The sequence below is a fragment of the Leifsonia sp. PARNA 1/14 genome (assembly GCF_055720965.1).
Window position 1 is genome coordinate 1 of sequence record NZ_JBVQSP010000007.1, and the last position, 25,147, is coordinate 25,147.

Sequence of the window (25,147 nt, forward strand, 5' to 3'; positions counted from 1 at the left end):
CACGAGAGCGACTGTCGCCTATGACGCGACTCAGGTGTCACCTATCAACTGTCACCTATGTCGTGAACCCAGACACCCTCAGATCCACCGAATAATCATGAAAGCCCCGGTCCGCCGGGGCTTTTTGCTGTGGTTGGAGCCCGCTACGATCGGCGTGGAGGGGCCATGCGGTTGAGGGGGAGTGCGGGCGTACTGAGTGCGGGCGTACTGGTCATGGCGGTGGCTGTCGCCACCGCGCTGTGCGGCTGCAGCGGATTCGGCGGGATCACGCCGCGGACCTGCTTCCCTGCCCGGCTCCACGTCGCGCCCACTATCGTCGCTCCCGGCGAGACGATCACCGTGTCGAGCGGCCCCGCGGACTGCGATCTCGGCTACCGGGACGGGCACACCTACAGGCTGAGCGTGGTGGTCCCGCGGCACCGGTCGCCGACGACGACGGTCGCTGTCGACATCAGCGGGAGGTTCACCGCCACGCTGACGGTCCCCGCCGAATTCCCAGAAGGGGCCGCCGCCGTCATCGTCGGCGGCAGCCCGTACGACGACTGCGACGACACCAGGGGCTCCTGCGCCGGATACGCCGCGGCGCTTGCCATCCGCTGAGGCACGATCACGTTCGTGGACGCCCCTGCGCGCCTCGCAAACGCCCAATAGTCACCATCGTTTAGGATTCTGCCAGCCACATATTCGACCGCCGGGGGTTCCCTCATGACCGATCTGCCTCGCCGCCATCAGCGGGAGCGCGGTCCGGCGCCGGTCCGGCACGGCAGGTTGCCGCGGCGAAGGGTCGGGATTTCAGCGGTCAAGCTGCTCGCCGGAGCCGTGGCCGTCATCCTGGTGAGCAGCGTCTCCGTCGCCGCCTATGCGGTGTGGGATGTGGCCCGCTCGGTGAAGCCGGGGGTGCATCTGGCGGCATTGCCCGGCCACACAGCCATCCCTCAGGACATCCCGAACGTCGGCGCGATCGCGGGCGGAGTGAACCTGCTGCTGGCAGGCACGGACAGCCGCAGCGGCCTGGGCGGCGTCTACAACTCGTCCGATGAGCAGGACGCCAGCACGGGCGAAGGCAACAACGACGTCACGATGCTGCTGCACATCGCCCAGGACCACAAGAGCATGATGGTGGTCAGCTTTCCTCGCGACCTGATGGTGCGGATCCCGACCTGCCCGGCGGCGGACGGCAACGGAACCGTGAGCGGCTCCTCCTACGCCCAATTCAACACCGCCCTCTCGCGCGGCGGCCTCGCCTGCGTGGTGCTGACCGTGGAGAAGCTCACCGGGGTCACCATCCCCTTCGGAGCCGTCATCAACTTCAACGGCGTGAGCGCGATGTCCACGGCGGTCGGCGGGGTCCAGGTCTGCCTGGCCTCTCCGGTGACGGACGACTACACCAACCCGCCGCTCGACCTTCCCGCCGGCCAGAGCACTCTGGTCGGCGACGAGGCGCTGTCGTTCCTGCGGAGCCGTCACGGTGTCGGCGACGGCAGCGACCTGGGCCGGATCTCCAACCAGCAGGTGTTCCTGTCGGCACTCGCCCGCAAGATCGTCAGCGGAGGTGTGCTGTCCAACCCGGTGGCGCTCTACGCTCTGGCGAAGGCGGCCGTGCAGAACATCACGCCGTCGGACACGTTGACGAACCCGACGACTCTCGTGCAGATCGCTCTCGCACTCAAAGACACAGGGCTCCAGAACATGGTCTTCCTGCAGTACCCCGTCGTCTCGGATCCGGACGACCCGAACCGGGTGATCCCGGACGACGATGCGTCGTCGGCGGTGAACGACGCGCTGGTCAACGATCAACCGGTCTCGCTCACCGGAACCACGGGCCGAGCGGCGGAGGACCCGTCTGCGACGGCCACACCGGCGCCGACCGACTCGTCCACTCCCACGGACGGCACGACGCCCGCGCCGGGCGGTTCCGGTACGGCCACGCCGGCGCCGACGACGACCTCCGGGTCGGTCCAGCTGCCGTCGAGCGTCACCGGTCAGACAGCCGCTCAGCAGACCTGCACCAAGGGCAACGACTGACCCCTTCCGCTCAGGTCGGCGGGGTCACCAGGAAGTGCCAGCCCAGCCACCACCAGAACAGCAGGATGGTGAACCGCGCCGCGCGGTCCGTCATCACCCGGTCGAGGAGGGTGCCGACGGGTGCGATCCGGTCGGGCCTGCGGTGCGACTGCACGACGAGGGCGACGATGAGCAGACCGCACAGCACGAAGCCGCCGATGGTGACCCACCTCACGGCTGACGCCCCCTGCGGAGCAGTGCATAGCCTCCGAGCAGCCAGCACGTGACCAGTGCCACCCGCGCCGGCGGCCACGCGAGCAGCGGGTCGAGCAGATCGGACAGCGCGGGGAGTGCGTTCTCGCTCCCGGTCAGGTCGCGGCCGAGGAAGAAGACTCCGATCTCCCACAGGCAGCCGGCGACGATCACGATCGACCAGGCGATCGCCGTGCGCCGGATGACGGCGGCGAGGGGCTGCGGCGACCCGCCGCTGCGGTCTGCCCAAGCCACCGGGAGCAGCAGGACGCCGAGGCCGACGACGATGGCGGTGTCCGCCGGGCTGTAGAGGCGCGTGAAGCCCAGCGTCAACGATGCCACCGCGATGAGGGTGCCCGCGATGACCCTCCGTGACACGGTGTCGCGATCGGGCGGCATCCGCAGGGGGATCCGCAGCCACCCGAAGGCGTCGAAGATCAGCAGGACGGCGCCGGCGGCGTAGATCGCGGCGTCGACGGGAGCGCCGCGGACGACGTGGAAGACCGCCGTGATGACCAGGACGGCCGTCCAGCCCACGTGCATGATCACCGTCGCCGAGAGTCGGCGGCGGCTCGGCGGCGACACGGAGCGTTGCCCCTGATCCACGGGTCTCAGGGTACGCCGTGCGCGCGGATGCTTGCGCCGGAGCGCGCCGGGTCGTTGAATGAACCCATGGCCGGGGAGAAGATGACGTCGCTGCAGTTGCGGGTCCTCCTCATCGCCATCCTCGCCAGCTTCGTCGCCTTCCTCGACGGTGCGGTCATCAATGTCGCGCTGCCCGCTATCGACAAGGAGCTCGGAGGCGGGCTGCCCCTCCAGCAGTGGGTGGTCGACGCCTACCTGGTGACGCTCGGCTCGCTGATCCTGATCGCCGGCTCGCTGTCGGACGTCTTCGGTCGCAAGCGCATCCTCTACGTCGGCCTGGTGGGCTTCGCCATCACCTCGTTGCTGTGCGCGTTCGCGCCGACCGGGCTCTTCCTGGTGCTGTCGCGCGCCCTGCAGGGCGTCGCGGGAGCGTTGCTCGTTCCGAGCTCGCTCGCGATCATCATCTCCCGTTTCGAGGGGCCTGCGCAGGCCAAGGCGATCGGACGCTGGACCGCGTGGACCGGGATAGCGATGATCGCGGGTCCGGTCGTCGGCGGGTTCTTCGTCGACGCGCTGTCGTGGCGGTGGGTGTTCGTCATCAACGTGGTCCCGATCGCCGTCACGCTCGTTCTCATGCTGACGCTCGGCGACACCGACAAGGGCATGGGCGGCCGCGTCGACATCATCGGCGCGGTGCTGGGCTCGGTCGGCCTGGCAGGGACCGTGTTCGCGCTCATCGAGCAGGGCAGCTACGGATGGGGGAGCCTGCGGGTCTGGATCCCGTTCGTGGTGGGTGTGCTCTCGCTGGTCGGCTTCTTCATCGCGGAGACGCGCGTGAAGCAGCCGATGCTGCCGCTCGGGCTGTTCTCCGTGCACAACTTCTGGGTCGGCAACCTGGCGACCGCCTTCGTGTACGGAGCGCTGTCGTTCGGCCCCCTGATGGTCACGCTCTTCCTGCAGCAGGTCGCCGGCTTCTCGGCGTTCACAGCCGGGTTCGTCTTCATCCCGTCCACGCTGTGCATGCTGCTGCTCTCGAGTTTCTTCGGTGGACTGGCGGGCAAGTACGGTCCGCGGTTCTTCATGGCCTTCGGTCCGATCCTGGCTTCCCTCGGCTTCATCTGGCTGCTGATGCTGGGCTCCGACGTGAACTACTGGACGGAGCTGCTGCCGGCCGTGCTGCTCTTCGGCGTCGGGCTCTCGATGACGGTCGCTCCGCTCACCAGCGCGATCCTCGGTTCCATCCACCCGGGCCAGGCGGGCATCGGGTCCGCGGTCAACAATGCCGTGGCCCGCATCGCCGGCCTCCTCACCGTCGCCATGGCGGGCATCGTGATCGGTCAGAAACTCGATGTCGACGGAATGCACAGGGCGATGATCGCGACAGCGGGCCTCCTGATCGTCGGTGGTGTCGTCTCAGCGATCGGGATCCGCAACCACGAGCCGGCGGCGGAGCCGATTCAGACCACCGCGATCGACTGACCCGCCAGCGCGAGCATCACCACGTCGACGATCGCGCACGTCATGATGAGCTGCATCAGCAGCCTGGTGGGGCTCTTCCGGAGCAGCAGCACAACACCGGCGACCACCGCGGCGAGGCCGAGCACCAGCCCGACGAGCAGCAGCGGACGCACCGGGAGACCGGGGCCGAAGGTGATCAGAGCGGTCGCGACCGCGAGGCACGCGAACGCGAGCAGGCCGCTCGCACGGGCGCCGAGCCGGTGCGGGAGGCCGCGGACGCCGGTTCGAGCGTCGTCGGCCAGATCGGGCAGCACGTTGGTGACATGCGCTGCGACCCCGAGGAGGGCGCCGGCGGCGAGTACCCAGGGCGCCGGCCACGCCGGCGTGGCCTGACCGAGGGTCGCGATCGCGGGGAGGAGGCCGAAGCTTACGGCGAACGGCACGAACGAGAACACGGTCGACTTGAGGCCGAGGTTGTACGCCCAGCCGCCCGCCAGTGCGACCAGGTGGGCGACGAGCGCGCCCGGGCCGAGAAGGGCGGTGACCAGCAGCGCGAGAGCGAGGGCGACGAATGCCGATGCGCGCACCACGGGCGTCGGGATGTCTCCGCGCGCGGCAGGCTTGTCGGTGCGGGCGACCTCCCGGTCGCGTGCCGCGTCGAGCCAGTCGTTCGACCAGCCGATGGAGAGCTGACCGAGGAGGATGGCGAGGGCCAGCAGAGCGAGGCGACCGGGCGGGTAGCCGAGTCCGATCCCCAGGACGGTCGCCACGACCGTGACGACGACGGTGGGTCCCGGATGGCTGGCGAGCAGCAGCGAGATCGGCTTGGACGCCATGCCGCCATCGTAGGCGGTGCGCGGTCCCGCGCGAGCGAAGCCGTGCGCGAGATCCCGCAAGATATTTGCGTCGATCTGCAACGGCTTTCGTAAACTAGCCGCATGTCGAAACGTCTAGCGGAGGTCGCCCGGAAGGTGGGCGTCAGCGAAGCGACCGTCAGCCGGGTTCTCAACGACAAGCCGGGAGTATCGGACACCACCCGGCAGGCCGTGCTGACCGCGCTCGATGTTCTCGGCTACGAGCGCCCCACCAAACTTCGGGGCGAGCGCGCCCGCCTGGTCGGGCTCGTCCTCCCCGAGCTGCAGAACCCGATCTTTCCGGCCTTCGCCGAGATCATCGGCGGCGCGCTCGCACAGAACGGCTATACGCCGGTGCTCTGCATGCAGACCGCGGGCGGAATCTCGGAGGCCGACTACGTCGAGCTGTTGCTGCAGCAACAGGTCTCCGGCGTGATCTTCGTCGGCGGCGCCTACGCGCAGGAGGGCGCGTCGCACGACCACTACGCACGGCTGACCGACCTCCACCTGCCCACGGTGCTGGTGAACGCGCCGGTCGACGGGCTCAGGTTCGCGACAGTGTCGTGCGATGACTCCGTCGCCACTGCGCAGGCGCTCGGTCATCTGCGCTCGCTCGGCCACGAGCGCATCGGGCTGCTGCTGGGCCCGCGCGATCACGTCCCGTCGCAGCGCAAGCTCGCCGCGGCGCGGCGGCTGTTCGCCGAAGAGGGCCGAGAGCTCGACGACGGACTCGTCATGCACTCGTTGTACTCGCTGGAGGCCGGTCAAGCCGCAGCGACCCGCCTCCTGAACGCCGGGGTGACCGCCATCGTGTGTGCGAGCGACCCGATGGCGCTCGGCGCGATCCGCGCCGTGCGCCGGGCGGGGCTGAACGTGCCGCGCGATGTCTCGATCGTCGGCTACGACGATTCGGCTCTCATGAACACCACCGAGCCCCCGCTGACCACCATCCGGCAGCCCATCGAGCCGATGGGGCGCACGGTCATCGAGCTCCTCCTGCGACAGATCTCGAGCGACTCGGCCGTGCGCGACGAACTCTTCTTCGAGCCGGAGCTGGTCGTGCGCGGCTCGACAGGGCCAGCGAAGCAGAGCGTCTCATAGCGTGCTGCCGCGCGCGTCGGCCGCGGTTCCAAGGAGCCGTCGAGGGCCGCCGGGGTACCATCGGTCGATGCGCCGCGCCCGATGGACGACGGCCGCGGCCCTTCTCGTCCTCGCCTCGACGCTCGCAGGGTGCGTGGCAGGTGGTTCTGCGCGCCCCCGCGCCGATGCGAGCGGCGGCGCCTCTGCATCGAGCACGCCGTCGCGCGCGGCGACCGTCGACCCGATCGCGGCCTACGCCGATCAGCGGCTGAGCAACCTGACCCTCCGCCAGAAGGTCGCGAGCCTGTTCATGCTTCACTCCGGTGGAACCCATCCGGCTGGGCTCCGGGAGTTCGTCGAGCGCTACGGTCTCGGCGGCGTCATCCTGATGCCCGACAACATCCCGGCCACTCCGGAGGCGCTGGCCGCGGAGACAGCCGCGACCCGAGCATCCGACCCGGGGCTGCCGCCGCTGGTCGGGATCGACGAGGAGGGCGGCGACGTCACTCGTCTGCCCTGGGACGGGCAGCCTGGCGCCGAGACGCTGCGGGCGGAACCGCCGGCAGCCACGCAAGCAGCGTTCGCGGCGCGGTCGGCTCTGCTGAAGCAGGTCGGCGTGAACCTCAACTTCGGCACGATCGCCGACGTGACACCGGACCCGCACTCGTTCATCGCCGACCGCATTCTGGGCACCGACCCGGCGTCGTCCGCCGCGCGGGTCGCCGCCTCGGTGGCGGGGGAGCGCGGCACCGTGCTCAGCACCCTGAAGCACTTCCCCGGGCACGGTGAGACCGAGGCCGACTCGCACCGCACCGTGCCGACCGCGGCCGTCGACCACGCCCGCTGGTCCGCACAGGACGCGCCGTCGTTCCGCGCGGGCATCGCCGCAGGGGCGGAGGTCGTCATGTTCGGTCACCTGTCGTACAGCGGCGTCGACGCGGCACCTGCCTCACTGTCGCCGGTCTGGCATCGCATCCTGTCCGACGAGCTCGGGTTCCACGGCGTCACGGTCACCGACGACCTGCGCATGCTCCAGGACACCGGGCTGCCGCAGTATGCGGACGCAGGAGCGAATGCGGTCGCAGCGATCGCGGCGGGCAACACGATGGTTCTGATGATCCAGGGCGCGGACACCGATCCGTCGGCGCTGATCGACGCGGTGGTCGCGGCCGTGAACGATGGACGCATTTCAATTTCCCAGATCGACGCCGACGCACGCGCACTGCTGGTACTCCGGCGCTCGATCGCCTCGCGAGGGTGACGCGTCAACTTTTTTTCGGAATTCCGGAATAGCTCCCGCATGTATGCAGTTGCATGGATCTGACAGCGTCAGACAGCGCAAGCTTCCAGCAAGGAGAACCGAATGACCATCGACATCCCCGGATACAAGGCCGGCACCTGGACCATCGACCCCGTGCACAGCGAGGTCGGCTTCAGCATCCGTCACCTCATGATCAGCAAGGTGAAGGGTGTCTTCGAGAACTTCGACGCCACCTTCGTCACGGCCGAGAACCCGCTCGAGTCGACGGTCTCCGCCACGGCGCACGTCTCGTCCATCAACACCAAGAACGGCGACCGCGATGCGCACCTGCGCACCGGCGACTTCTTCCTGGCCGAGGAGTTCCCGACGATCGACTTCGTGTCGACCGGCGTGCGTCACGAGGACGGCGAGTTCCTCGTCGACGGCGACCTCACGATCAAGGGCGTGACCAAGCCCGTCACCTTCGAGTTCGACTTCGGCGGCTTCGGCCAGGACCCGTACGGCAACTACAAGGCCGGCGCGACCGCCAAGACCAAGGTGAACCGCGAGGACTTCGGCCTCACCTACAACGCGGCCCTCGAGACCGGCGGCATGCTGCTCGGCGACGACGTCGTGATCACCCTCGAGCTCCAGGCCGTCCTCGACCAGGCCTGATCCGCTCCCCGAAGGGCACGTAGACGCCCCTAAAACGACGTTTTAGGGGCTTCTGCGTGCCCTTCGGCATGCGTGGCGACCGCGTCGTCAGCGGAAGTCGCGGGAGACGGTGCGGATGGCGGTCTCGAGGGGCTCCAGGCGGTCTGCGAGCACGTTGACGACGCCCTCCTCGCTGCGCTCCAGGATGCCGCGCACGATCATCGCGGGAGCCTGCCTGGCCACCCGGCGGTACCGGTTCCACACTCCGACCGGGCAGATCACGTTCACGAGGCCCGTCTCGTCCTCCAGGTTGAGGAAGGTCACGCCCGCGGCGGTGGCCGGCCGTTGCCGGTGCGTGACCACGCCGCCGACCTCGATACGGCGCCCCGACTCGGCGACCGCGAGCGCGTCCGCCGCCAGCACCCCGCGCGCGGCGAGCCCCGGGCGGAGGAACCGGATCGGGTGATCGTCGGTCGAGATCCCGGTGGCCCACAGGTCGCTCGCGAGCTGCTCGGTGGGGGAGAGCAACGGCAGCAGGGGAGGCTGCACGGTGATCGCCGTGCCCGCGAGGTACTCGGGGCGCTCCTGGGCGGCGTTGCCGGCCTCCCAGATCGCCTGACGGGGGCTCAGGCCGAAGCCCTCGAACGCGCCGGCCGCGGCGAGCGCCTCCAACTGCGCCACGGTGAGACCGACCCGTCGGGCGAGGTCGCCCAGGTCGCGGTAGGAGCCGGAGGCCTCCCGTTCGGCCACGATGCGCCCGGCGAGCGTCTCGCCGATGGAGGTCACGCCCGCCAGCCCCAGGCGCACGGCGTGACCGGCGTCGCGGCGGTGGGCGGCGAAGTCGAGCGGAACGGCCCGGTCGAAGTCGCCGACCGGAGGCTGGTCGGGATCGAGGCACGGGCCCGTGCCGGTCGGGCCGGCCCGCGCCTCGTCGATCGCCTCCAGGAGGGGGAAGACCCCCGAGAGCTGGATGTCAGGCCTGCGCACCACCACGCCGTGCCTCCGCGCGTCGGCGGTGAGGGTGCGCGGCGAGTAGAACCCCATCGGCTGCGCGCGCAGCAGCGCGGCGAGGAACGCCCCGGGGTAGTGCAGCTTCATCCACGAGCTCACGTAGACCAGCAGCGCGAAGCTGATGGCGTGGCTCTCGGCGAAGCCGAAGTTGGCGAACGCCTCGATCTTCTCGTAGATCGCGTCGGCATCGGCGCCCACGATCCCGTTGTGCGCCATCCCCTCGTAGAGCTTCGCCCGCAGCGCGCCGATCTTCTCGACGCCGCGCTTGGAGCCCATCGCCCGGCGCAGCAGGTCGGCGTCCTCCGCGGTGCAGTCGCCCACGGCGACGGCCATCTGCATCAGCTGCTCCTGGAACAGCGGCACGCCCATCGTGCGCTCGAGCACCGGCACCAGCGCGGGGTGCAGGTAGGTCACCTCCTCCTTGCCGAGCTTGCGACGGATGTAGGGGTGCACGGCGCCGCCCTGGATGGGACCGGGCCGGATGAGGGCGATCTCGATGACGAGATCGTAGAAGCTGCGCGGCTGCAGGCGCGGCAGCGTGCCGATCTGCGCGCGGCTCTCCACCTGGAACACCCCGATCGAGTCGGCGCGGCACAGCATGTCGTAGACGCCGGCCTCCTCCTTGGGGATGCTGTCCAGCGTCCACGCCTCGCCGAGCGAAGCCTCGATCGTGCGCATCGCGTAGTCGAGCGCCGAGAGCATCCCGAGCCCGAGCAGGTCGAATTTGACCAGGCCCATCCAGGCGCAGTCGTCCTTGTCCCACTGCAGCACGGTGCGGCCCTCCATGCGCGCGTGCTCGATCGGGCAGACCTCGCCGACGGGCCGGTCGGTGAGCACCATCCCGCCCGAGTGGATGCCGAGGTGCCGCGGGAACTTCAGCACCTGCTGGGCCAGGTCGACGACGGCCTCCGGGATGTCGTGCTCGTCGGTGGTCGTGACCTTGCTCCAGGAGTCGATCTGCTTGCTCCAGGCGTCCTGCTGCCCGGTGGAGTGGCCGAGCGCCTTCGCCATGTCGCGCACGGCGTTCTTGGGGCGGTAGGTGATGACGTTGGCGACCTGGGCCGCGTTGTGCCTGCCGTACTTGGCGTAGACGTACTGGATGACCTCCTCGCGGCGGTCGGAGTCGAAGTCGACGTCGATGTCGGGCTCCTCCTCGCGCATGGAGGACAGGAACCGTTCGAACGGGAGGTCGTACTTGATCGAGTCGACGGCGGTGATCCCGAGCAGGTAGACGACCGCCGAGTTGGCTGCGGAGCCGCGGCCCTGGCAGAGGATGCCGCGCTCGCGGGCGAACTTCACGATGTCGTGGACGATGAGGAAGTAGCCGGGGAAGTCCTTCGCCTCGATCACGTCGAGCTCGCGCTCGATGCGCTCCCTTTTGGCCGGGTCGCGGTCGAGGTCGGGGTAGCGCTCCGCGGCGCCGCGCCAGGTGAGCTCGCGCAGCCAGCTCATCGGGGTGTGGCCGGGAGGCACCTCCTGCTTGGGCAGCCGCGGCCGGGCGCTGCGCAGCCGGAAGGCGAGGTCGTCCGCGATGTCGGCGGTGCGCTCCACAGCGCCGGGGTAGCGGGCGAACCTGGCTGCCATCTCGCGGCCGCTGCGCAGGTGCGCCGCTGCGGAGGCGGGCAGCCAGCCGTCCATCTCGTCGAGGCTCCGGCGCGCCCGCACCGCCGAGATCGCTGTCGCGAGCGGGTACTGGGCCGGCGTGGCGTAGTGGACGTTGTTGGTGGCGACGACCGGGAGGCCCAGCCGGCCGGCGATCCGGGCGAGGACGTCGTTGTCGGTGGTGTCGCGTGGCCCGCCCTGGTCGATCAGCTCCACCAGCACGTTGTCGTGGCCGAACAGCTCGGAGAGCTGGGCGACCTCCCGTTCGGCGGCGCGTTCGCCGTGCTCGGCCAGTGCGAGGCGCACGTCGCCCTTGCGGCAGCCGGTGAGCACCATCCACTCGCCGCCCGATTGCTCGGCGAGGTCGGGGAGGCTGTACAGCGGCCGGCCTTTCTGCTCGCCGGCGAGCTGGCCGGCGGTGATGGCGGAGGCCAGCCGGTGGTACCCGGACTGCTGCCGGGCGAGCAGCACGAGGTGACTGCCCTCCGGGTCGGCCTCGCCGTTCTGCGGCCGGTTGAGCGACAGCGAGAGCTCGGCGCCGAACACGGTCTTCACGCGCTCGTAGGCCTCCGCCGCCTCGGCGAGCCGCACCACGCCGTAGAAGCCGTCGTGGTCGGTGAGCGCGAGGCCGTGAAGCCGCAGGCGGGTCGCCTCCTCCAGCAGCTCCTCGGGCGCGCTGGCGCCGTCGAGGAAGCTGAAGGTGCTGTGCGCGTGCAGCTCGGCATAGGGGACGTGGCCGGCGTCCGGCTCTTCCGGCATCGGCTGCGCCACGTACTTCTGCCGCTTGCGCGACGACGGCCGCTCCGGCTGCTCCTGCTCGCTCGTGCGGCGCCCGCTCAGTCGCCGCTCGAACTCGGCCCAGGGGATGGGCGGGTTGTTCCAGCCCATCAGTCGTACCTCGCCTCGGCGAACCAGGCGGTGCCGGTGAGGGAGAGCAGCCAGGCGGTGCCGTCGGCGTCCACGAGCTGGAAGCGGTGCATCGCGCGCGCGAGCGTCGCGTCCCACCAGCGCTCGCGCACCGGCCAGGGCCCTGCCCAGGAGTCCACCGGCCGGGCATCCCGAGCGGCGCCGGTGGGCGAGAACGACACGATCGGGGCGGTCAGGTCGCCACGGTCGGTGACCTCCACCGGCTCGCCGGCCTCCGTGAGCACCGCCACCGGCCGCGGGACCTCGAACACCGTGGAGGGCGCGGGCGCCGGCAGCGATCCGGGCCACGGCCGGTCGGAGCGGGCGACTCCCACCGGCCGGTCGCCCCACGGCACCAGCACCTGCCGGTCGGACAGCGCGCGGCCGCCGCCGATGGTCGCCGTGACCACGGCGTCGTGGCCGAGCATCCCCTGCACCCGGGTGAGCCCGTGGTGGATGCGCTCGTCCGCGCCGCCGCCCCACAGGCCGTCCTCATGGTGGCCGATGTCGTCGACCGCCTCGGGGGCGACCGTCACCCGGCTGATCGGCGAGGCCAGGCCGGACTCGATCGACCCGGCGCCCTGCAGCTGCCAGCGCACCCGGTCGACGACGTCCGATGCCGAGAACAGCCGGGGGTGCAGCCAGGTGCGGTCGCTGACCCTGCCGCCCTCGTCGGTCACCTCGATGCGCAGCGAGGTGCAGACCAGGCCGGCCTTGGTGAGGCCGGCTACGAACTGCTCCGCCGTCGCACGGAAGGCGAAGGTCACCTGATCGACCCGGTCGAGGGGAGGCTCGAACTCGATCGCCCTGTCGAGCACCTTCGGCGGGACGCGCGGGACGACCGCCGCGCCGTCCATCCCGCTCGCCAGGTCGTGGGCGTGCTCACCGCGCTCCCCGAACCGCTCCCGCACGTCCACCCGGTCGAGGCGGGCCAGGTCGCCGAGCGTGCGCAGGCCCAGCCGGCGCAGCAGCGGTGTCAGCTCGACGAGCCCCAGCTGGGCGACCGGCAGAGGGGCCAGGAAGGCGGGGGAGCCGCCGGGCGGCACGATGCGCACCCGGTCGGCGCCGGTCGACCGCGCCGCCTGCTCGGCCGCGAACGGCCCGTCGGCGATGCCGGCGCGGACGTCGCCGAGGGCGAGCCCCGCGGCATCCGCCAACTCCTCCAGTCGGCGCTGCAGCTCGGCCGCCGCTGCCTCCTCGCCCCCGTAGTACCGCGCGGGGCCGCGCGCCCGCAGCATGCAGGTGCCCGGTCGCACCGCCTGCACGCCGGGGGTGATCTCCTCGATCGCGGTCAGCACCGGCTCGAAGGCCCGGGCGTCGAGCACAGGGTCGTAGGGGACGATCTCCAGCTGCGGGCACCGCGACTGCGCTTCGCGCACGCGCAGGCCGCGTTTGACGCCGTCGGCCCTGGCCTCCGAAGAGCAGGCGAACACCATGCCCTTCTCGACCAGCGCCAGCGGCACCTCCGCGGGCAGCTCGAGACGCTGCCGGGCGGCGATCACCGGCCAGTCGGGGCACCAGAGCACGATCGCGCGGGTGACCTGGCGTATCGCCGCTCTCGACGACGTGGGGGACATCGCTAGCTCACCGCCTCCAGGCGGGTGGGGCCGGAGGCCCGGAACGTCTCGTCGAGCGCGGGCAGCCAGAGCTCGGCGCGCCTGCGGGGGCCTGCGCCGCCGCGCGGGGCGGCCTCCACGGTCACCCGGCGCGACGAAAGGTAGCCGGCGCCCGCGCCGAGACCGTCCCAGCCGCTGCGGACGACGGAAAGGGCCGCCTCGGGCTGCGGCCAGTCGCCGGCGACGAGGAGGGTCGACTCCCGTTGACGCAACCGCGCACTCAGCCGGGCCACGTCGCCGTTCGCCGGGCGCTCGGGCGGCGCGATCGCGACGACGCCGAGCACGTCGGCCATCGCCGCGGTGACCGTCAGCCACTGCGGGCCGGGATGGGGCACCAGCACGAGCCGTTCCAGGTCGATGCCGAACCGCCCTGCCGCCTCCGCCCCGAAGTCGGGCATGCCGACGACGCCGCACCAGGCTCCCGCGGCGCTCGGGCCGGCGAGCAGCGCCATCAAGAGCGTGGTGGAGCCGTGCACCGTGTAGGCGGCGCCGGCTTTGAGCGCTCCGCCGGGCAGCAGCGGGGCGAGGGCGGGATGCGTCTCCAGCCGGCGCGAGTCGAGCTTGGTCGCCTGCATCTGGCGGATGCGCGTCTGCAGCTCATGCACCTGCGCGCGGTCGGCGGCCGGGCCGGGAAGGGCCGGGTCGGCGATGGTGCGCGCAGCTGCCGGGGACATACACTTATTTTCGAACACATGTTCGAATACCGCAAATGTATTTGAGTATCCGGGCGGGTCCGGGGCAAGCCTCGGCAGCGCGGCTCGCAGTGCGTAGAGGCTACGCCGGCTCGGTCACGAAGTCGATCAGTCGCTCCACCCGGCCGAGCAGCTCCGGCTCCAGATCGGCGTACGTGCGCACCCGGCCCAGGATGCGCTTCCAGGCCCGCGCGATGTCGGCCTGCGTCTCGTGGGGGAGTCCCAGCGCCGCGCAGATCCCGTGCTTCCACGGCACCGACCGCGGGATCGACGGCCAGGCCTCCAGCCCGACCCTGCCCGGCTTCACGGCCTGCCAGATGTCGATGTAGGGATGCCCGACGACCAGCACATGAGCGCCGAACGGGCCGCGGGCAACCTGCTCGGCGATGCGGCTCTCTTTCGAGCCCGGCACCAGGTGGTCGACGAGCACGCCGATGCGCCGTCCGCGATCCGGCGCGAACTCGCGCACGATCGCGTCCAGATCGTCCACCCCCTCCAGATACTCCACGACGACGCCCTCGACCCGGAGGTCGTCGCCCCAGACCCGCTCGACCAGCTCGGCGTCGTGCCGGCCCTCGACGAAGATCCGGCTGGCGCGGGCGACGCGCGCCTTCCGGTCCCCGATGGCGAACGATCCGGAGGCCGTGCGCCCGCGACCGGCGGGTGCGCGGCTCGGCGCGACCAGCCGCACCGGCTCCCCGTCGATGAGAAAGGACGCGCTGAGCGGGAACACCCGCTTCGCGCCGAAGTAGTCCTCGAGCTCGACGGTCTGCGTCTCCAGGCGCACGATGGCGCCGCAGAAGCCCGTGGAGGCCTCCTCGATCACCAGGTCGCGCACGGCCTCCACCGTCGGCGCGGCCTTCCGCCCCACGTTCTTCCAGTCGCTCGCCAGCACATCGGATCCGTAGCGGTCGTCGTCCATCACGAGGAGAGAGGCTAGGCGATCGGGCGCCGGTCGTGACGGAGGCTCCCCGCGACGCGGCGGATGCATGGCGCCTCAGTCGAAGATGCGCACCAGATGCCAGCTGCGGTCGTTGGCATCGTGACGGACGTCGAACACGTGCGCCACCCCGCGCTCGCTGGTCGCCTGGAACCGCCAGCCGCCGATCTCCCTCGGCAGGGCGCCGATCCCGTAGCGGTGCTCGCCGAACGGACGCCACCAGGCGCAGATCTCGGCCCACACGGTCGGTGTGTCGCTCACCCGATAGCGCGTCGAACGCCAGACCAAGCGGGTCGGGACGCCCTCCTCCGTCGTCCACACGGCGACCGCCTCGTCGATGTCGGTCATGACTGCGCTCCTTCGAAATCGAACGTATGTTCGAATGCCAGTGTACGCCCGACCACCGACGATCGCACCTGGCATACTGGGCCGCATGACAGACTTCGGGGACCCGTCGGGCTCGTCTCTGCGCCTCAGCAACGATGAGAGGGAGCGCGCCGTCGCGGCCCTCCAAGCGCACGCATCGCAGGGGAGGCTCAGCGACGCCGAGCTGCAGTCGCGCACTGCTGCCGCGCGTGCGGCCGTGACGCGCGGCGATCTCGCACCGCTCTTCGCCGACCTGCCGGGAGCGCTGCACCTCGACGCCGCCGCGCCGACTCCCGGTGCGGCCGCCTGGCAGGCGTCACAACCCGGGCCGAGCCCGTACGGCTACCCTGGCGCTCCCGGCGAGCACGGCCGCACGGCGAACCGATGGGGCCTCCTGGTCGTGTCCATCATGCCCTTCGTCGCGGTCATCCTCTTTTTCGTGACGGGGCTCGCCTGGGGCTACCAGTACAGCTGGCTGTGGTTCCTGCTCATTCCGCTCGCCGGCGCGATCGTGTACGGCGTCGACGGCGGCGACCGCCGACGACGCTGACGTCGCTCAGCGACACGATCAGCCGACGGTCGCGCCGAAGAGCAGGCCGAGCACGTAGGTCGCCGCGGCCGCTCCGTAACCGATCGCGAGCTGGCGCAACGCGCGCTTGAGCGGGGAGGCTCCGGAGAGCAGTCCGACCACGGCGCCGGTGCCGAGCAGCACAAGGCCGACGAGCAGGGCCGAGACGATGATCGCGGCCGTTCCGGTCAGCCCGAAAAGGAACGGCAGGATCGGGATGAGCGCACCTGACGCGAAGAAGCAGAAGCTGGACACGGCGGCGCTCCACCCGTTGCCGATCGCCTCGTGCTCGTCGCCGGTAGCGCTCTGGACGGCGACCGGGGAGGTGTAGGCACTGAGAGTGGTCAGCACCTCCCGCGCGTGCTCCTCCGCGTCCGCCTGCTCCATGCCGCGGGCGCGGTAGACCAGGGTCAGCTCGTTGGCGTTCACGTCGAGGTGCGACAGCGCCGAGCTGGTGGCGGGGTTCGGGCTGGAGGCCTCCAGGAGCTCGCGCTGCGATCGGACCGAGACGTACTCGCCCGCACCCATCGAGAGCGCACCGGCGAGCAGCCCGGAGATGCCCGTGAGCAGCACGACATGCGTCGGAACCCCGCTCGCGCTGACGCCGAGCACGAGCGCGAGGTTGCTGACCAGGCCGTCGTTCGCGCCGAACACGGCGGCGCGGAAGGTGCCGGAGAGGCGCTGCCGGCCGCGCGCCGCGAGCGCGCGCACGACCTCCTCGTGCACCTGCTCGTCCGCGGCCATCTGCGGGGTGGCATCGGTGTCGTCCGCGTACGGCGACCGGGCCTCCGCCCGTTGCGCGAGCGCGAGGACGAACACGGAGCCGAAGCGGCGGGCGAGGAACCCCAGCATGCGCGTACGGATATCGCCGCGCAACGGCCGGCCGACCCGGTCGCCGAGAAGCCCGAGCCAGTGCTGCTCGTGGCGGCCCTCCGCTTCGGCGAGTGCGAGCAGGATCTCGCGCTCCTCGCCGTCGCGTCGCCCGGCGAGATCACGGTAGACCGCGGCCTCGGCGCGCTCGTCGGCCAGATAGCGACGCCAGCGTTTGATGTCGGCGGGGGAGGGGGTTCGTTCGGTGGGAATCATCGGTTGTCGAGTCTAGTTGCGGCGCCGAAGCGTTGCCCCCAGAGCGCGGCGAGCTCGCGCACCTCGCGCGGGCCCTCGACGGTGAAGGGCGCGTCGACGGCGGCCAGGCCGAAGAGCGCCCACTCCGGCGAGTCGGCGGTGATCCGCACTCGGGTGCGCGCCGGCCCGTCGGCCTCGGCCGTCGCCCAGCGTCCGATCGTCTGCTCCACATCGGCGAGCGGCGCCTCGATCACGGCGTCGACGACGAGCTGGTCGGCCGCGCCGGCGAGCGAGTCCCTGACGAATTCGGCCGCATCCGCCGCCGGAAGGGTGCGCGGCCGGAAACGAGCGCCGGTCGGCCGCGGTTCCGCGACGCGGTCGAGCCGGAAGCTGCGCCAATCGTGCCGGTCGAGGTCGTACGCCACGAGATACCACCGGCGGCCCACCGAGACGAGGCGATGCGGCTCGACGGTGCGTCGGGAGGCCTCCCCGTCGCGCCGGACGTACGAGAACGCGATGCGTTCCTCGTCCCTGCATGCCTGCGCGGCGACCGTGAGCGCTTCGGCGTCGACGACCGGCCCGGGGCGCAGTTCCGCCGCCAGTGTGGCCACTCGGAGGGCGTCGACACGCCGCTTGAGCCGTGGCGGCATGACCTGCACCACCTTCGCCAGCGCGCGGACGGAGGCGTCGGCGACGCCGGCGATGCCGCTCTGCGCGGCCGTGCGCAGCCCGACCGCCAGGGCGACGGCCTCCTCGTCGTCGACCACGAGCGGAGGCAGCGATGCGCCCGCGGCGAGCTGGTAGCCGCCGGCGACGCCGCGCGTGGCGTCCACTGGGTAGCCGAGGTCGCGCAGCCGCTCGACGTCGCGGCGGAGGGTGCGCGGCGAGACCTCCAACCGATCGGCGAGCTCCTGCCCCGGCCAATACCGGTGCGTCTGCAGGAGCGAGAGCAGCTGGAGCGTGCGGGATCCGGTGCTGGCCATACGTCCAGTCTGGTCCCTGAAGCGGTCGGAATGTGTCCGCTATACGATCGTGGAGGCGCCGGGGTCGTCGAGCTCCAGTGCCGGTGCGTCGCGTCGCGAGAGCGTCAGCACGGCCTCGGCCACGTGCTCGTCGCCCTCGAGTTGCTTCTCGACGGCGTAGAGGTCCTCGGCCACATCGGACTCCCGGTCGTTCCCGACCAGATCGACGGCCGCCACCAGGAAGACGCGCTCCGGACCGACGTATTCCAGGTGCAGGTACGTGACCCTCTCCACCTCCGGATGCCGCAGAATCGCGGCCAGCGCCGCCCGGGTGACCCTGTCCGGCGTCTGCTCCCCGAGCAGGAACCGTCGGTTGCGGTCGATGAGCACCACCGCGACCACGGCGAGCAGCACCCCGACCAGGATCGAGCCGACGGCGTCGAACACGGCGTTGCCCGTCAGCTCGTGGAGGAGGACCCCCAGGAAGGCGATGACGAGCCCGATCAGGGCGGCGGCATCCTCGGCGAAGACCGCCCGCAGTGTCGGGTTCGAGGTGCGGAAGACGTGCTCGAGCGTCCCCGTGTCGCGCTCGGCGGCCATTGAGCGCGCCTGACGGAACGACTGGAGGAACGAGATGCCCTCGAACACGAAGGCCACCGCCAGCACGATGTAGTTGATGAGATAGTCGGTCCCGGGTTCGTCCGCGCCGAGCTCGGTGACGCCGTGCAGGATCGAGACCACCGCTCCCGCGGTGAACAGCCCGACCGCCGCGAAGAGCGACCAGACGTAGGTCTCACGACCGTATCCGCTGGGATGGGAGGCGTCTCTCGGTCGCGCTGCGCGCCGCTCGGCCTGGATCAGGAACACCTCGTTCCCGGAGTCCGCCCACGAGTGCGCGGCCTCCGCCACCATCGACGCGGACCCCGTGAGCATGGCGGCGACGGTCTTCGCGATCGCGATGATCAGGTTCGCGCCGAACGCGAGGAGCACCGTGAAGAGACTCTCCGAGGACCGCTTCCGGGACGCCATGGCAGTCACACTACGGCTGTGCACGACAACGGCCCAGGCCTGGAACGCACGAAGGCCCCGATCTCTCGATCGGGGCCTTCGTCTCGTGGTGTCCGAGGGGGGACTTGAACCCCCACGCCCTATACGGGCACTAGCACCTCAAGCTAGCGCGTCTGCCATTTCCGCCACCCGGACAGGTGTTTGTCGGCGGCCGTTGTTCCGGCTGCCGAAGAAAGACACTAGCACGAAACGCCGCCCCGGTTTCACATCGGGGCGCAGCCCGGGCGTGGCGTAATGTCCCCCGGTAGCGTTGGGGCATGACCGACGCTCCCGACACCTCCGCCTCCGACACGGCCGGCCTCGATGAGACCGCGATCATCGCGCGCGACCTCATCCGGTTCGACACCACCAACTACGGCGAGGGCCGCTCAAACGGGGAGGCCGACGCGGCCGAGTACGTCGAGGCGCGGCTGCGGAGCATCGGCCTGGCGCCGCAGCTGTTCGAGTCCGACCCGGGCCGCACGAGCGTGGTCGCGCGGGTGGAGGGCCGCAACCGCAGCAAGCCCGCCTTGGTCGTCCATGGTCACCTCGACGTGGTGCCGGCGGACCCGCGCAACTGGTCGGTCGACCCGTTCGGCGGCGTCATCCGCGACGGCCTGCTCTGGGGGCGTGGAGCGGTCGACATGAAGAACATGGACGCGATGATCCTCACGGCGGTGGGCGACATCCTGGGCGCGGGGGAGCAGCCGGAGCGCGACCTCGTCCTGGGCTTCTTCGCCGACGAGGAGGACGGCGGCCGCCGCGGCTCGCACTTCCTCGTGGACACCCAGCCCGAGCTCTTCGCCGGGGCGACCGAGGCGATCAGCGAGGTCGGAGGCTACTCCATCGATCTTGCCGGCCGTCGTGCGTACCTGCTCCAGACCGGTGAGAAGTCCCTCGTCTGGATCAAGCTGATCGCTCGGGGCCGTGCAGCTCACGGGTCACGGCTCATCCGCGACAACGCGCTGACCACGCTCGCAGAGGCCGTCGTCGCGATCGGTCGGCGCGAGTGGCCGGTGCAGCTCACCGACACCACCGCGCGGCTCATCGCCGAGCTCGCGCGCCTGCTCGACGTCGATCCCGAGCGCGTCGGGCCCGACGAGATCGTGTTGCGCACGGGCACCGCCGCGGGCTTCATCCTCGCCACGCTGCGCGCCACGAGCAACCCGACACTGCTGGAGGCCGGCTACAAGCACAACGTGATCCCCGATACCGCGGAGGCCCTGGTCGACATCCGCACGCTTCCGGGCGACGAGGACCGCGTGCTCGCCGAGGTGCGCGAGCTGGTCGGCGACGACATCGAGATCGAGATCATGCACCGCGACATCGGACTGGAGGCGTCGTTCGCCGGCGACCTCGTCGACGCGATCACCGGCACCCTCGACCGGCACGACCCCGGCGCCCCCGTGCTGCCGTATCTGCTCTCCGGCGGCACCGACAACAAGGCGCTCAGCCGGCTCGGGATCACCGGCTACGGTTTCGCGCCGCTGCGACTGCCGAGCGACCTCGACTTCCCGGGGATGTTCCACGGCGTCGACGAGAGGGTCCCGCTGGACGCGCTAGTGTTCGGCAGGACCGTCCTGCGCGACCTCCTGCGCAGCTACTGAAAGAGCACATGGACTTCATCAACGCCGTCATCCTCGGGCTCGTCCAGGGTCTGACCGAGTTCCTGCCGATCTCGTCGAGCGCGCACATCCGCATCGTCGGGGAGCTGCTCGGCACGGGAGCCGACCCGGGAGCCCGCTTCACCGCGATCATCCAGCTGGGCACGGAGGCCGCGGTCCTCCTGTACTTCTGGAAGGACATCACGCGGATCGTCTCGCACTGGTTCCAGTCGCTGTTCGGCCGGGTTCCGCGCAACGATCCCGACGCCCGCATGGGCTGGCTGGTCATCGTCGGCAGCGTCCCGATCGTCGTGCTGGGCCTCCTGTTCCAGGACGCGATCGAGACGACCTTCCGCTCGCTCTGGATCGTCGCCACCACGCTCATCGTCTTCGGCATCCTGCTGGGGGTCGCCGACTTCGTGGGCGCGAAGACCCGGCGGCTGCGGGAGCTGACCTGGGGTCACGGCATCATCTTCGGGTTCGCCCAGGCGCTCGCGCTGATCCCGGGCGTGTCCCGCTCCGGAGGCACGATCACGGCCGGGCTGTTCATGGGCTACCAGCGCCGCGCTGCCGCGCGTTATTCGTTCCTGCTGGCGATCCCCGCCGTGTTCGGCAGCGGCCTCTACCAGCTCTACAAGGCGTTCAAGGAGCCGTGCACGAAGGCGCTCGAGGCGGCGGGGACGTGCACGGTCGAGGTGTTCGGGCCGGTCGAGACCGCCGTGGCGACCGTCGTCGCCTTCGTCGTCGGCCTGCTCGTGATCGCGTTCTTCATGGGCTACATCTCGCGCAGGAGCTTCCTGCCGTTCGTGATCTACCGCATCGCGCTCGGCGTGCTGCTCATGATCCTGCTCGGCACCGGAGTGCTTGCGGCCTGAGTCGGCGACAGTGCCGCCGGGTGAAATCCTGAGCGGAGTCAGCCGCGGCGCGGGTCGTCTCCGGCGTGTCCGTCGCGCCCGTCGCCGCGTCGACGCAGGTACCGCTCGAACTCCTGGGCGATGGCTTCGCCGCTGGCCTCGGGGGAGTCCACGGTGTCGCGCGCCTGCTCCAGCTGCTGGATGTAGGCGGCCATCTCCTCGTCGTCGGAGGCCAGCGCGTCGATGCCCGCCTCCCACGCAGCGGCCTCCTCGACGAGCGAGCCGCGTGGAATGGTGACGTCGACGAGCTCCTCGAGCTTGTCGATCAGGGCGAGGACCGCCTTCGGGCTCGGGGCGTTGTGAACATAGTGCGGTACGGAGGCCCAGATCGACACCGAGGGGATGCCGACGTCCTCCGCGCCCTCGGCGAGCGCGCTCAGGATGCCGACGGGGCCCTCGTACGTCGAGCGTTCGATGCCGAGCTCTGCGCGCACCGCAGCCGACTCGCTCGAGGCGAAGACCGAGATCGGCCGGGTGTGCGGAACGTCGGCGAGCATCGCCCCGAGGAACACGACCACGCCGATGTCCTCCGCGAGCGCGGCATCCATGATCTCGGCGGTGAAGCTGCGCCAGCTGCGCGACGGCTCCGTGCCCAGCAGCAGAAAGATGTTGCCCGCATTGTCGCCCGTGACGTCGAGCTCGGCGTCACCCGCGAGCGCGTCGCCGACGCGCCCGGGACGCGCGGGTCCCAGCATGACGGCGGAGGGCCAGATCAGCCTGCGACGGCCGTCGTCGTCGGCCACGACCGGGCGGTTGAACTGGAAGTCGAAGTACAGCTCCGGGTCGACCTCGGCGATCGGGACGACGTCGAGCTGTTCCTTCAGCGTCTTCACCGCGCCGCTGGCCGCCTCGCCGGCGTCGTTCCATCCTTCGAAGGCCACCACCAGGATGCGCCCGCCGAGGATGTTCTTCGCGTCAGTCACGTGGCTTACTCGTCCTCTCGTCGGCGACCGGGCGGGCGCCATCCATCCAGGATAGGCCCGACCCCGGCGCGATAGACTTGCCGGTCGTGACCGAATTGACCACGCATGCGCTGCCGGCCGCCGTCCTCTGGGACATGGACGGCACCCTCGTCGACACCGAACCGTACTGGATGGCCTCCGAACACGAGCTCGTCGGCTCATTCGGCGGCACCTGGACCCACGACGACGGGCTGCTGCTGGTGGGGCTCGGTCTCTGGAACTCCGCCGCGATCCTGCAGTCGCGCGGCGTCGAGCTCTCGGCCGACGAGATCGTGCACTGGCTGACGGAGCGAGTGCGCGAGAAGCTCGTGAGCGAGGGCGTCCCGTGGCGTCCGGGCGCCCGTGAGCTGCTGCAGTCGCTGCGGGAGCGCGGGGTGCGGACGGCGCTGGTGACCATGTCCGTCCGCAGCATGGCCGAGCAGATCGTCGCCGCCATCCCGTTCGACGCCTTCGACGTCATCGTCAGCGGCGACGAGGTCGCCGAGCCGAAACCTCACCCCGAGCCTTACCTGCGGGCGGCGGAGCTGCTGGGCATCGACCCGAGCCGCGCGGTTGCGATCGAGGACTCGCTCGTCGGGCTCTCGTCGGCGGTGGCCTCCGGGGCCGCCACCATCGGCGTCCCGCACATCGTCCCGCTGCCGCAGTCCGACGAGCACACGCTGTGGGAGTCGCTCGAGGGCCGCTCGGCCGACGACATCGCCGCCGTCGCGGCGGCACGGGAGGAGGCGCGATGAGCGTCGATCGCCGCAGCTCCGGTCCGTTCCGCGTGGGCGACCGCGTGCAGCTGACCGGTCCGAAGGGCCGCATGAACACCATCACGCTCGAGCCGGGCAAGCTGTTCCACAGCCACCGCGGCGTGCTCGCCCACGACTCCATCATCGGGCTGCCCGACGGCTCGGTCGTGACCAACAACGCCGGCGTCGAGCACCTCGCCCTGCGCCCGCTCCTGAACGACTTCGTGATGTCGATGCCGCGCGGCGCCGCGATCATCTATCCGAAGGACGCCGCCCAGATCCTGGCCCTGGCCGACATCTTCCCCGGGGCGACGGTCGTGGAGGCCGGCGTCGGCTCCGGAGCCCTCTCGCTGTGGCTGCTGCGTGCGATCGGCGAGGAGGGCCGGCTGTTCTCGTTCGAGCGCAGGGACGAGTTCGCCGACGTCGCCAAGGCGAACGCGGCGACCTTCCTCGGCTCCGACCCCGAGAACTGGACGGTCACCGTCGGCGACCTGCAGGACGCCCTCCCCTCCGCCGTCGAACCGGCCGGCGTCGACCGCGTCGTGCTCGACATGCTCGCACCGTGGGAGACGCTCGACGTGGTCACCGATGCGCTCAAGCCCGGTGGAGTGGTGCTCTGCTACGTGGCGACGGTGACGCAGCTCTCCCGCGTGGCCGAGGCGATCCGGGCGACCGGGCATTACACGCACCCGCAGTCGAGCGAGACCATGGTGCGCGGCTGGCACGTGGAGGGCCTGGCGGTCCGCCCGGACCACCGCATGATCGCGCACACCGGTTTCCTGATCACGGCGCGGCGCCTCGCTCCCGGCACCGTCCTCCCCGAACTCAAGCGCCGCCCGTCCAAGAGCGACTACGACGACGCCGATGTCGAGGCCTGGACACCCGGTGCGCTCGGCGAGCGCCAGTCCAGCCCGAAGAGCCTGCGCAAGCGCATGCGGGAGGCCGTGGCCAGCGCCGACCTGGCCCGCGCATCCGAGTCGGAGGCCGGATCCGGTGCCGGCGACGCCGCAGGTGACGAGCGCGACCCGCACGTCGACTAGCATGAATGAGGTCGTGAGGCGTGTGCCTCCGCGCCTCCCCACCGATCGCATCGAAAGAGGACCCGTGCGCAGAATCACCGCACTCGGAAGATCGTCCGCTGCCCTCCTCGCCGTCGGCATCGCCGCCGTGGCGCTCACCGGATGCTCCTCCAACCCGAACGCCGACTGCAGCACCGCGCTCAAGAGCGGCCAGGCGTCGTCGCTCGTGACCGCCACGGGACCGATCGGCAAGCAGCCGAAGATCAGCATGCCGACGCCGATCGACGCGACGACGTCGCAGCGGACGATTCTCACCGAGGGCACCGGAGAGCCGGTGATCAACGGCCAGATGGTCGAGATCCAGTACACGCTGCTCGACGGCCAGACCGGTCAGGTCGGCGAGAAGGGCAGCTACGGCGGCGACACCACGCCGATCACGATCGGCAACTCCAACGCCGCGATCAGCAAGGGGCTCCTCTGCGCACCCGTCGGGTCGCGCGTCGCGGTCGCCATCTCACCCAAGGACGCGGGTGGTGCGGGCTCGGGCAACACGACCATCCTGGTCGCCGACATCGTCGGCGCCTACCTTCCGGCCGCGAACGGCGCCGTCCGTCCATCCGTCTCCGGGTTCCCGACCGTCGTGCTCGCACCGACCGGTCAGCCGGGCATCACGATCCCGTCGTCGGGAGGCGCGCCCAAGCAGGTGCGCAGCGAGGTGCTCAAGCAGGGTGACGGCGCAACCGTCAAGAAGGACTCGCAGGTCGTGCTGCACTACACGGCGGTCGGCTGGGAGAACAAGAACGTCGTCATGAGCAGCTGGCAGAGCAAATCGCCCGACATCGTCGTGATGAACACCGGTCAGAGCGCACTCAACCAGGCCCTTCCGCAGGAGGTCCTCAAACCGCTGGAGGGTCAGAAGGTCGGTTCCCAGCTGGTCATCGAGGTGCCCGCGAGCGGCAACGTTCCGGCCTCCGCCTGGGTGGTCGACATCCTCGGCGTCCGCTGAGCCGTG

The 25,147-nt window shown here is 70.7% G+C and carries 24 protein-coding genes and 1 tRNA gene; 12 read left to right on the forward strand and 13 right to left on the reverse strand.

The features are described from left to right. Positions 1 to 165: 165 nt before the first annotated feature. Complete coding sequence (locus AC0HS0_RS17250; RefSeq protein ID WP_472965377.1) at positions 166 to 600, forward strand: hypothetical protein; 435 nt, start codon at positions 166 to 168, stop codon at positions 598 to 600. A gap of 105 nt (positions 601 to 705) precedes the next feature. Next, positions 706 to 2,025 carry an LCP family protein gene (locus AC0HS0_RS17255; protein WP_472965378.1) on the forward strand — a complete coding sequence of 440 codons (1,320 nt, stop codon included), beginning with the start codon at positions 706 to 708 and terminating at the stop codon, positions 2,023 to 2,025. A 10-nt stretch (positions 2,026 to 2,035) separates the two neighbouring features. On the opposite strand, the gene AC0HS0_RS17260 is transcribed toward AC0HS0_RS17255, so the two are convergent. Then, positions 2,036 to 2,239, reverse strand: coding sequence for a DUF6186 family protein (locus AC0HS0_RS17260; RefSeq protein WP_472965379.1), 204 nt, complete (start codon positions 2,237 to 2,239; stop codon positions 2,036 to 2,038). Continuing rightward, positions 2,236 to 2,862: a hypothetical protein gene (locus tag AC0HS0_RS17265; RefSeq protein WP_472965380.1), complete on the reverse strand. Its 627-nt coding sequence runs from the start codon at positions 2,860 to 2,862 to the stop codon at positions 2,236 to 2,238. The genes AC0HS0_RS17260 and AC0HS0_RS17265 overlap by 4 nt, the downstream gene beginning before the upstream one ends. A gap of 66 nt (positions 2,863 to 2,928) precedes the next feature. Here AC0HS0_RS17265 and AC0HS0_RS17270 point away from each other — a divergent pair, with 66 nt between their 5' ends. Beyond that, entirely contained in the window at positions 2,929 to 4,320 is a 1,392-nt protein-coding gene (locus tag AC0HS0_RS17270; RefSeq protein WP_472965381.1) for an MFS transporter, read from the forward strand. Here the strand turns inward: AC0HS0_RS17270 and AC0HS0_RS17275 are convergent. Then, positions 4,299 to 5,135 carry a UbiA family prenyltransferase gene (locus tag AC0HS0_RS17275; RefSeq protein WP_472965382.1) on the reverse strand — a complete coding sequence of 279 codons (837 nt, stop codon included), beginning with the start codon at positions 5,133 to 5,135 and terminating at the stop codon, positions 4,299 to 4,301. The genes AC0HS0_RS17270 and AC0HS0_RS17275 overlap by 22 nt on opposite strands. A 102-nt stretch (positions 5,136 to 5,237) precedes the next feature. Here AC0HS0_RS17275 and AC0HS0_RS17280 point away from each other — a divergent pair, with 102 nt between their 5' ends. From AC0HS0_RS17280 to AC0HS0_RS17290, 3 genes are all read left to right on the forward strand, one after another. Then, positions 5,238 to 6,254: a LacI family DNA-binding transcriptional regulator gene (locus AC0HS0_RS17280; protein WP_472965383.1), complete on the forward strand. Its 1,017-nt coding sequence runs from the start codon at positions 5,238 to 5,240 to the stop codon at positions 6,252 to 6,254. A gap of 67 nt (positions 6,255 to 6,321) precedes the next feature. Further along, positions 6,322 to 7,494 (forward strand): glycoside hydrolase family 3 N-terminal domain-containing protein, encoded by a 1,173-nt coding sequence (locus AC0HS0_RS17285; RefSeq protein WP_472965384.1) that lies wholly within the window; start codon positions 6,322 to 6,324, stop codon positions 7,492 to 7,494. A 102-nt stretch (positions 7,495 to 7,596) separates the two neighbouring features. Continuing rightward, positions 7,597 to 8,148: a YceI family protein gene (locus AC0HS0_RS17290; RefSeq protein ID WP_472965385.1), complete on the forward strand. Its 552-nt coding sequence runs from the start codon at positions 7,597 to 7,599 to the stop codon at positions 8,146 to 8,148. 87 nt (positions 8,149 to 8,235) lie between these two features. Here AC0HS0_RS17290 and AC0HS0_RS17295 read toward each other — a convergent pair whose 3' ends face one another. The 5 genes from AC0HS0_RS17295 to AC0HS0_RS17315 all read right to left on the reverse strand — a co-directional run bounded on the left by AC0HS0_RS17295 (position 8,236) and on the right by AC0HS0_RS17315 (position 15,242). Next, positions 8,236 to 11,628 carry an error-prone DNA polymerase gene (locus AC0HS0_RS17295; protein ID WP_472965386.1) on the reverse strand — a complete coding sequence of 1,131 codons (3,393 nt, stop codon included), beginning with the start codon at positions 11,626 to 11,628 and terminating at the stop codon, positions 8,236 to 8,238. Next, positions 11,628 to 13,223, reverse strand: a complete 1,596-nt coding sequence (locus tag AC0HS0_RS17300) for a DNA polymerase Y family protein (RefSeq protein WP_472965387.1) — start codon at positions 13,221 to 13,223, stop codon at positions 11,628 to 11,630. Before AC0HS0_RS17300 ends, AC0HS0_RS17295 begins: the two co-directional genes overlap by 1 nt. Positions 13,224 to 13,225: 2 nt before the next feature. Then, positions 13,226 to 13,936: a hypothetical protein gene (locus AC0HS0_RS17305; protein ID WP_472965388.1), complete on the reverse strand. Its 711-nt coding sequence runs from the start codon at positions 13,934 to 13,936 to the stop codon at positions 13,226 to 13,228. A 100-nt stretch (positions 13,937 to 14,036) separates the two neighbouring features. Then, complete coding sequence (locus AC0HS0_RS17310; RefSeq protein ID WP_472965552.1) at positions 14,037 to 14,876, reverse strand: DUF3097 domain-containing protein; 840 nt, start codon at positions 14,874 to 14,876, stop codon at positions 14,037 to 14,039. Positions 14,877 to 14,951: 75 nt separating this feature from the next. Then, positions 14,952 to 15,242, reverse strand: coding sequence for a DUF6504 family protein (locus AC0HS0_RS17315; RefSeq protein ID WP_472965389.1), 291 nt, complete (start codon positions 15,240 to 15,242; stop codon positions 14,952 to 14,954). Positions 15,243 to 15,327: 85 nt separating this feature from the next. Between AC0HS0_RS17315 and AC0HS0_RS17320 the strand changes: the two genes are divergently transcribed. Continuing rightward, entirely contained in the window at positions 15,328 to 15,810 is a 483-nt protein-coding gene (locus AC0HS0_RS17320) for a DUF1707 SHOCT-like domain-containing protein (protein WP_472965390.1), read from the forward strand. Positions 15,811 to 15,828: 18 nt separating this feature from the next. Here the strand turns inward: AC0HS0_RS17320 and AC0HS0_RS17325 are convergent, their stop codons facing one another. The 4 genes from AC0HS0_RS17325 to AC0HS0_RS17340 all read right to left on the reverse strand — a co-directional run bounded on the left by AC0HS0_RS17325 (position 15,829) and on the right by AC0HS0_RS17340 (position 19,058). Further along, entirely contained in the window at positions 15,829 to 16,914 is a 1,086-nt protein-coding gene (locus AC0HS0_RS17325) for a VIT1/CCC1 transporter family protein (protein WP_472965391.1), read from the reverse strand. Then, positions 16,911 to 17,876 carry a helix-turn-helix transcriptional regulator gene (locus AC0HS0_RS17330; RefSeq protein ID WP_472965392.1) on the reverse strand — a complete coding sequence of 322 codons (966 nt, stop codon included), beginning with the start codon at positions 17,874 to 17,876 and terminating at the stop codon, positions 16,911 to 16,913. The genes AC0HS0_RS17325 and AC0HS0_RS17330 overlap by 4 nt, the downstream gene beginning before the upstream one ends. A gap of 39 nt (positions 17,877 to 17,915) precedes the next feature. Continuing rightward, a complete protein-coding gene (locus tag AC0HS0_RS17335) occupies positions 17,916 to 18,884 on the reverse strand; it encodes a cation diffusion facilitator family transporter (RefSeq protein ID WP_472965393.1) in 969 nt (322 codons plus the stop codon). 86 nt (positions 18,885 to 18,970) lie between these two features. After that, a tRNA-Leu gene (locus AC0HS0_RS17340) sits at positions 18,971 to 19,058 on the reverse strand. Positions 19,059 to 19,180: 122 nt separating this feature from the next. On the opposite strand from AC0HS0_RS17340, the gene AC0HS0_RS17345 reads away from it, so the two are divergent. Then, positions 19,181 to 20,509 carry a M20/M25/M40 family metallo-hydrolase gene (locus AC0HS0_RS17345; protein WP_472965394.1) on the forward strand — a complete coding sequence of 443 codons (1,329 nt, stop codon included), beginning with the start codon at positions 19,181 to 19,183 and terminating at the stop codon, positions 20,507 to 20,509. An 8-nt stretch (positions 20,510 to 20,517) separates the two neighbouring features. Then, the gene (locus AC0HS0_RS17350; protein WP_472965395.1) at positions 20,518 to 21,381 is read left to right on the forward strand and encodes an undecaprenyl-diphosphate phosphatase; all 864 of its coding nucleotides are present in this window, start codon (positions 20,518 to 20,520) and stop codon (positions 21,379 to 21,381) included. 38 nt (positions 21,382 to 21,419) lie between these two features. On the opposite strand, the gene AC0HS0_RS17355 is transcribed toward AC0HS0_RS17350, so the two are convergent. After that, positions 21,420 to 22,343 carry a proteasome assembly chaperone family protein gene (locus tag AC0HS0_RS17355; RefSeq protein ID WP_472965396.1) on the reverse strand — a complete coding sequence of 308 codons (924 nt, stop codon included), beginning with the start codon at positions 22,341 to 22,343 and terminating at the stop codon, positions 21,420 to 21,422. A gap of 86 nt (positions 22,344 to 22,429) precedes the next feature. Between AC0HS0_RS17355 and AC0HS0_RS17360 the strand changes: the two genes are divergently transcribed. The 3 genes from AC0HS0_RS17360 (at position 22,430) to AC0HS0_RS17370 (ending at position 25,141) form a co-directional block, all read left to right on the forward strand. Next, positions 22,430 to 23,116, forward strand: coding sequence for an HAD family hydrolase (locus AC0HS0_RS17360; RefSeq protein ID WP_472965397.1), 687 nt, complete (start codon positions 22,430 to 22,432; stop codon positions 23,114 to 23,116). Beyond that, complete coding sequence (locus tag AC0HS0_RS17365) at positions 23,113 to 24,156, forward strand: tRNA (adenine-N1)-methyltransferase (protein WP_472965398.1); 1,044 nt, start codon at positions 23,113 to 23,115, stop codon at positions 24,154 to 24,156. The genes AC0HS0_RS17360 and AC0HS0_RS17365 overlap by 4 nt, the downstream gene beginning before the upstream one ends. A gap of 64 nt (positions 24,157 to 24,220) precedes the next feature. Beyond that, positions 24,221 to 25,141, forward strand: a complete 921-nt coding sequence (locus tag AC0HS0_RS17370; RefSeq protein WP_472965399.1) for an FKBP-type peptidyl-prolyl cis-trans isomerase — start codon at positions 24,221 to 24,223, stop codon at positions 25,139 to 25,141. Positions 25,142 to 25,147: the final 6 nt, after the last annotated feature.

Coding starts and splice junctions, on each gene's coding strand:
- AC0HS0_RS17250 (WP_472965377.1), top strand. CDS start 166: ATGCGGTTGAGGGGGAGTGCGGGCGTACTGAGTGCGGGCGTACTGGTC.
- AC0HS0_RS17255 (WP_472965378.1), top strand. CDS start 706: ATGACCGATCTGCCTCGCCGCCATCAGCGGGAGCGCGGTCCGGCGCCG.
- AC0HS0_RS17270 (WP_472965381.1), top strand. CDS start 2,929: ATGGCCGGGGAGAAGATGACGTCGCTGCAGTTGCGGGTCCTCCTCATC.
- AC0HS0_RS17275 (WP_472965382.1), bottom strand. CDS start 5,135: ATGGCGTCCAAGCCGATCTCGCTGCTGCTCGCCAGCCATCCGGGACCC.
- AC0HS0_RS17280 (WP_472965383.1), top strand. CDS start 5,238: ATGTCGAAACGTCTAGCGGAGGTCGCCCGGAAGGTGGGCGTCAGCGAA.
- AC0HS0_RS17285 (WP_472965384.1), top strand. CDS start 6,322: ATGCGCCGCGCCCGATGGACGACGGCCGCGGCCCTTCTCGTCCTCGCC.
- AC0HS0_RS17290 (WP_472965385.1), top strand. CDS start 7,597: ATGACCATCGACATCCCCGGATACAAGGCCGGCACCTGGACCATCGAC.
- AC0HS0_RS17295 (WP_472965386.1), bottom strand. CDS start 11,628: ATGGGCTGGAACAACCCGCCCATCCCCTGGGCCGAGTTCGAGCGGCGA.
- AC0HS0_RS17300 (WP_472965387.1), bottom strand. CDS start 13,223: ATGTCCCCCACGTCGTCGAGAGCGGCGATACGCCAGGTCACCCGCGCG.
- AC0HS0_RS17305 (WP_472965388.1), bottom strand. CDS start 13,936: ATGTCCCCGGCAGCTGCGCGCACCATCGCCGACCCGGCCCTTCCCGGC.
- AC0HS0_RS17310 (WP_472965552.1), bottom strand. CDS start 14,876: ATGGACGACGACCGCTACGGATCCGATGTGCTGGCGAGCGACTGGAAG.
- AC0HS0_RS17315 (WP_472965389.1), bottom strand. CDS start 15,242: ATGACCGACATCGACGAGGCGGTCGCCGTGTGGACGACGGAGGAGGGC.
- AC0HS0_RS17320 (WP_472965390.1), top strand. CDS start 15,328: ATGACAGACTTCGGGGACCCGTCGGGCTCGTCTCTGCGCCTCAGCAAC.
- AC0HS0_RS17325 (WP_472965391.1), bottom strand. CDS start 16,914: ATGATTCCCACCGAACGAACCCCCTCCCCCGCCGACATCAAACGCTGG.
- AC0HS0_RS17330 (WP_472965392.1), bottom strand. CDS start 17,876: ATGGCCAGCACCGGATCCCGCACGCTCCAGCTGCTCTCGCTCCTGCAG.
- AC0HS0_RS17335 (WP_472965393.1), bottom strand. CDS start 18,884: ATGGCGTCCCGGAAGCGGTCCTCGGAGAGTCTCTTCACGGTGCTCCTC.
- AC0HS0_RS17345 (WP_472965394.1), top strand. CDS start 19,181: ATGACCGACGCTCCCGACACCTCCGCCTCCGACACGGCCGGCCTCGAT.
- AC0HS0_RS17350 (WP_472965395.1), top strand. CDS start 20,518: ATGGACTTCATCAACGCCGTCATCCTCGGGCTCGTCCAGGGTCTGACC.
- AC0HS0_RS17365 (WP_472965398.1), top strand. CDS start 23,113: ATGAGCGTCGATCGCCGCAGCTCCGGTCCGTTCCGCGTGGGCGACCGC.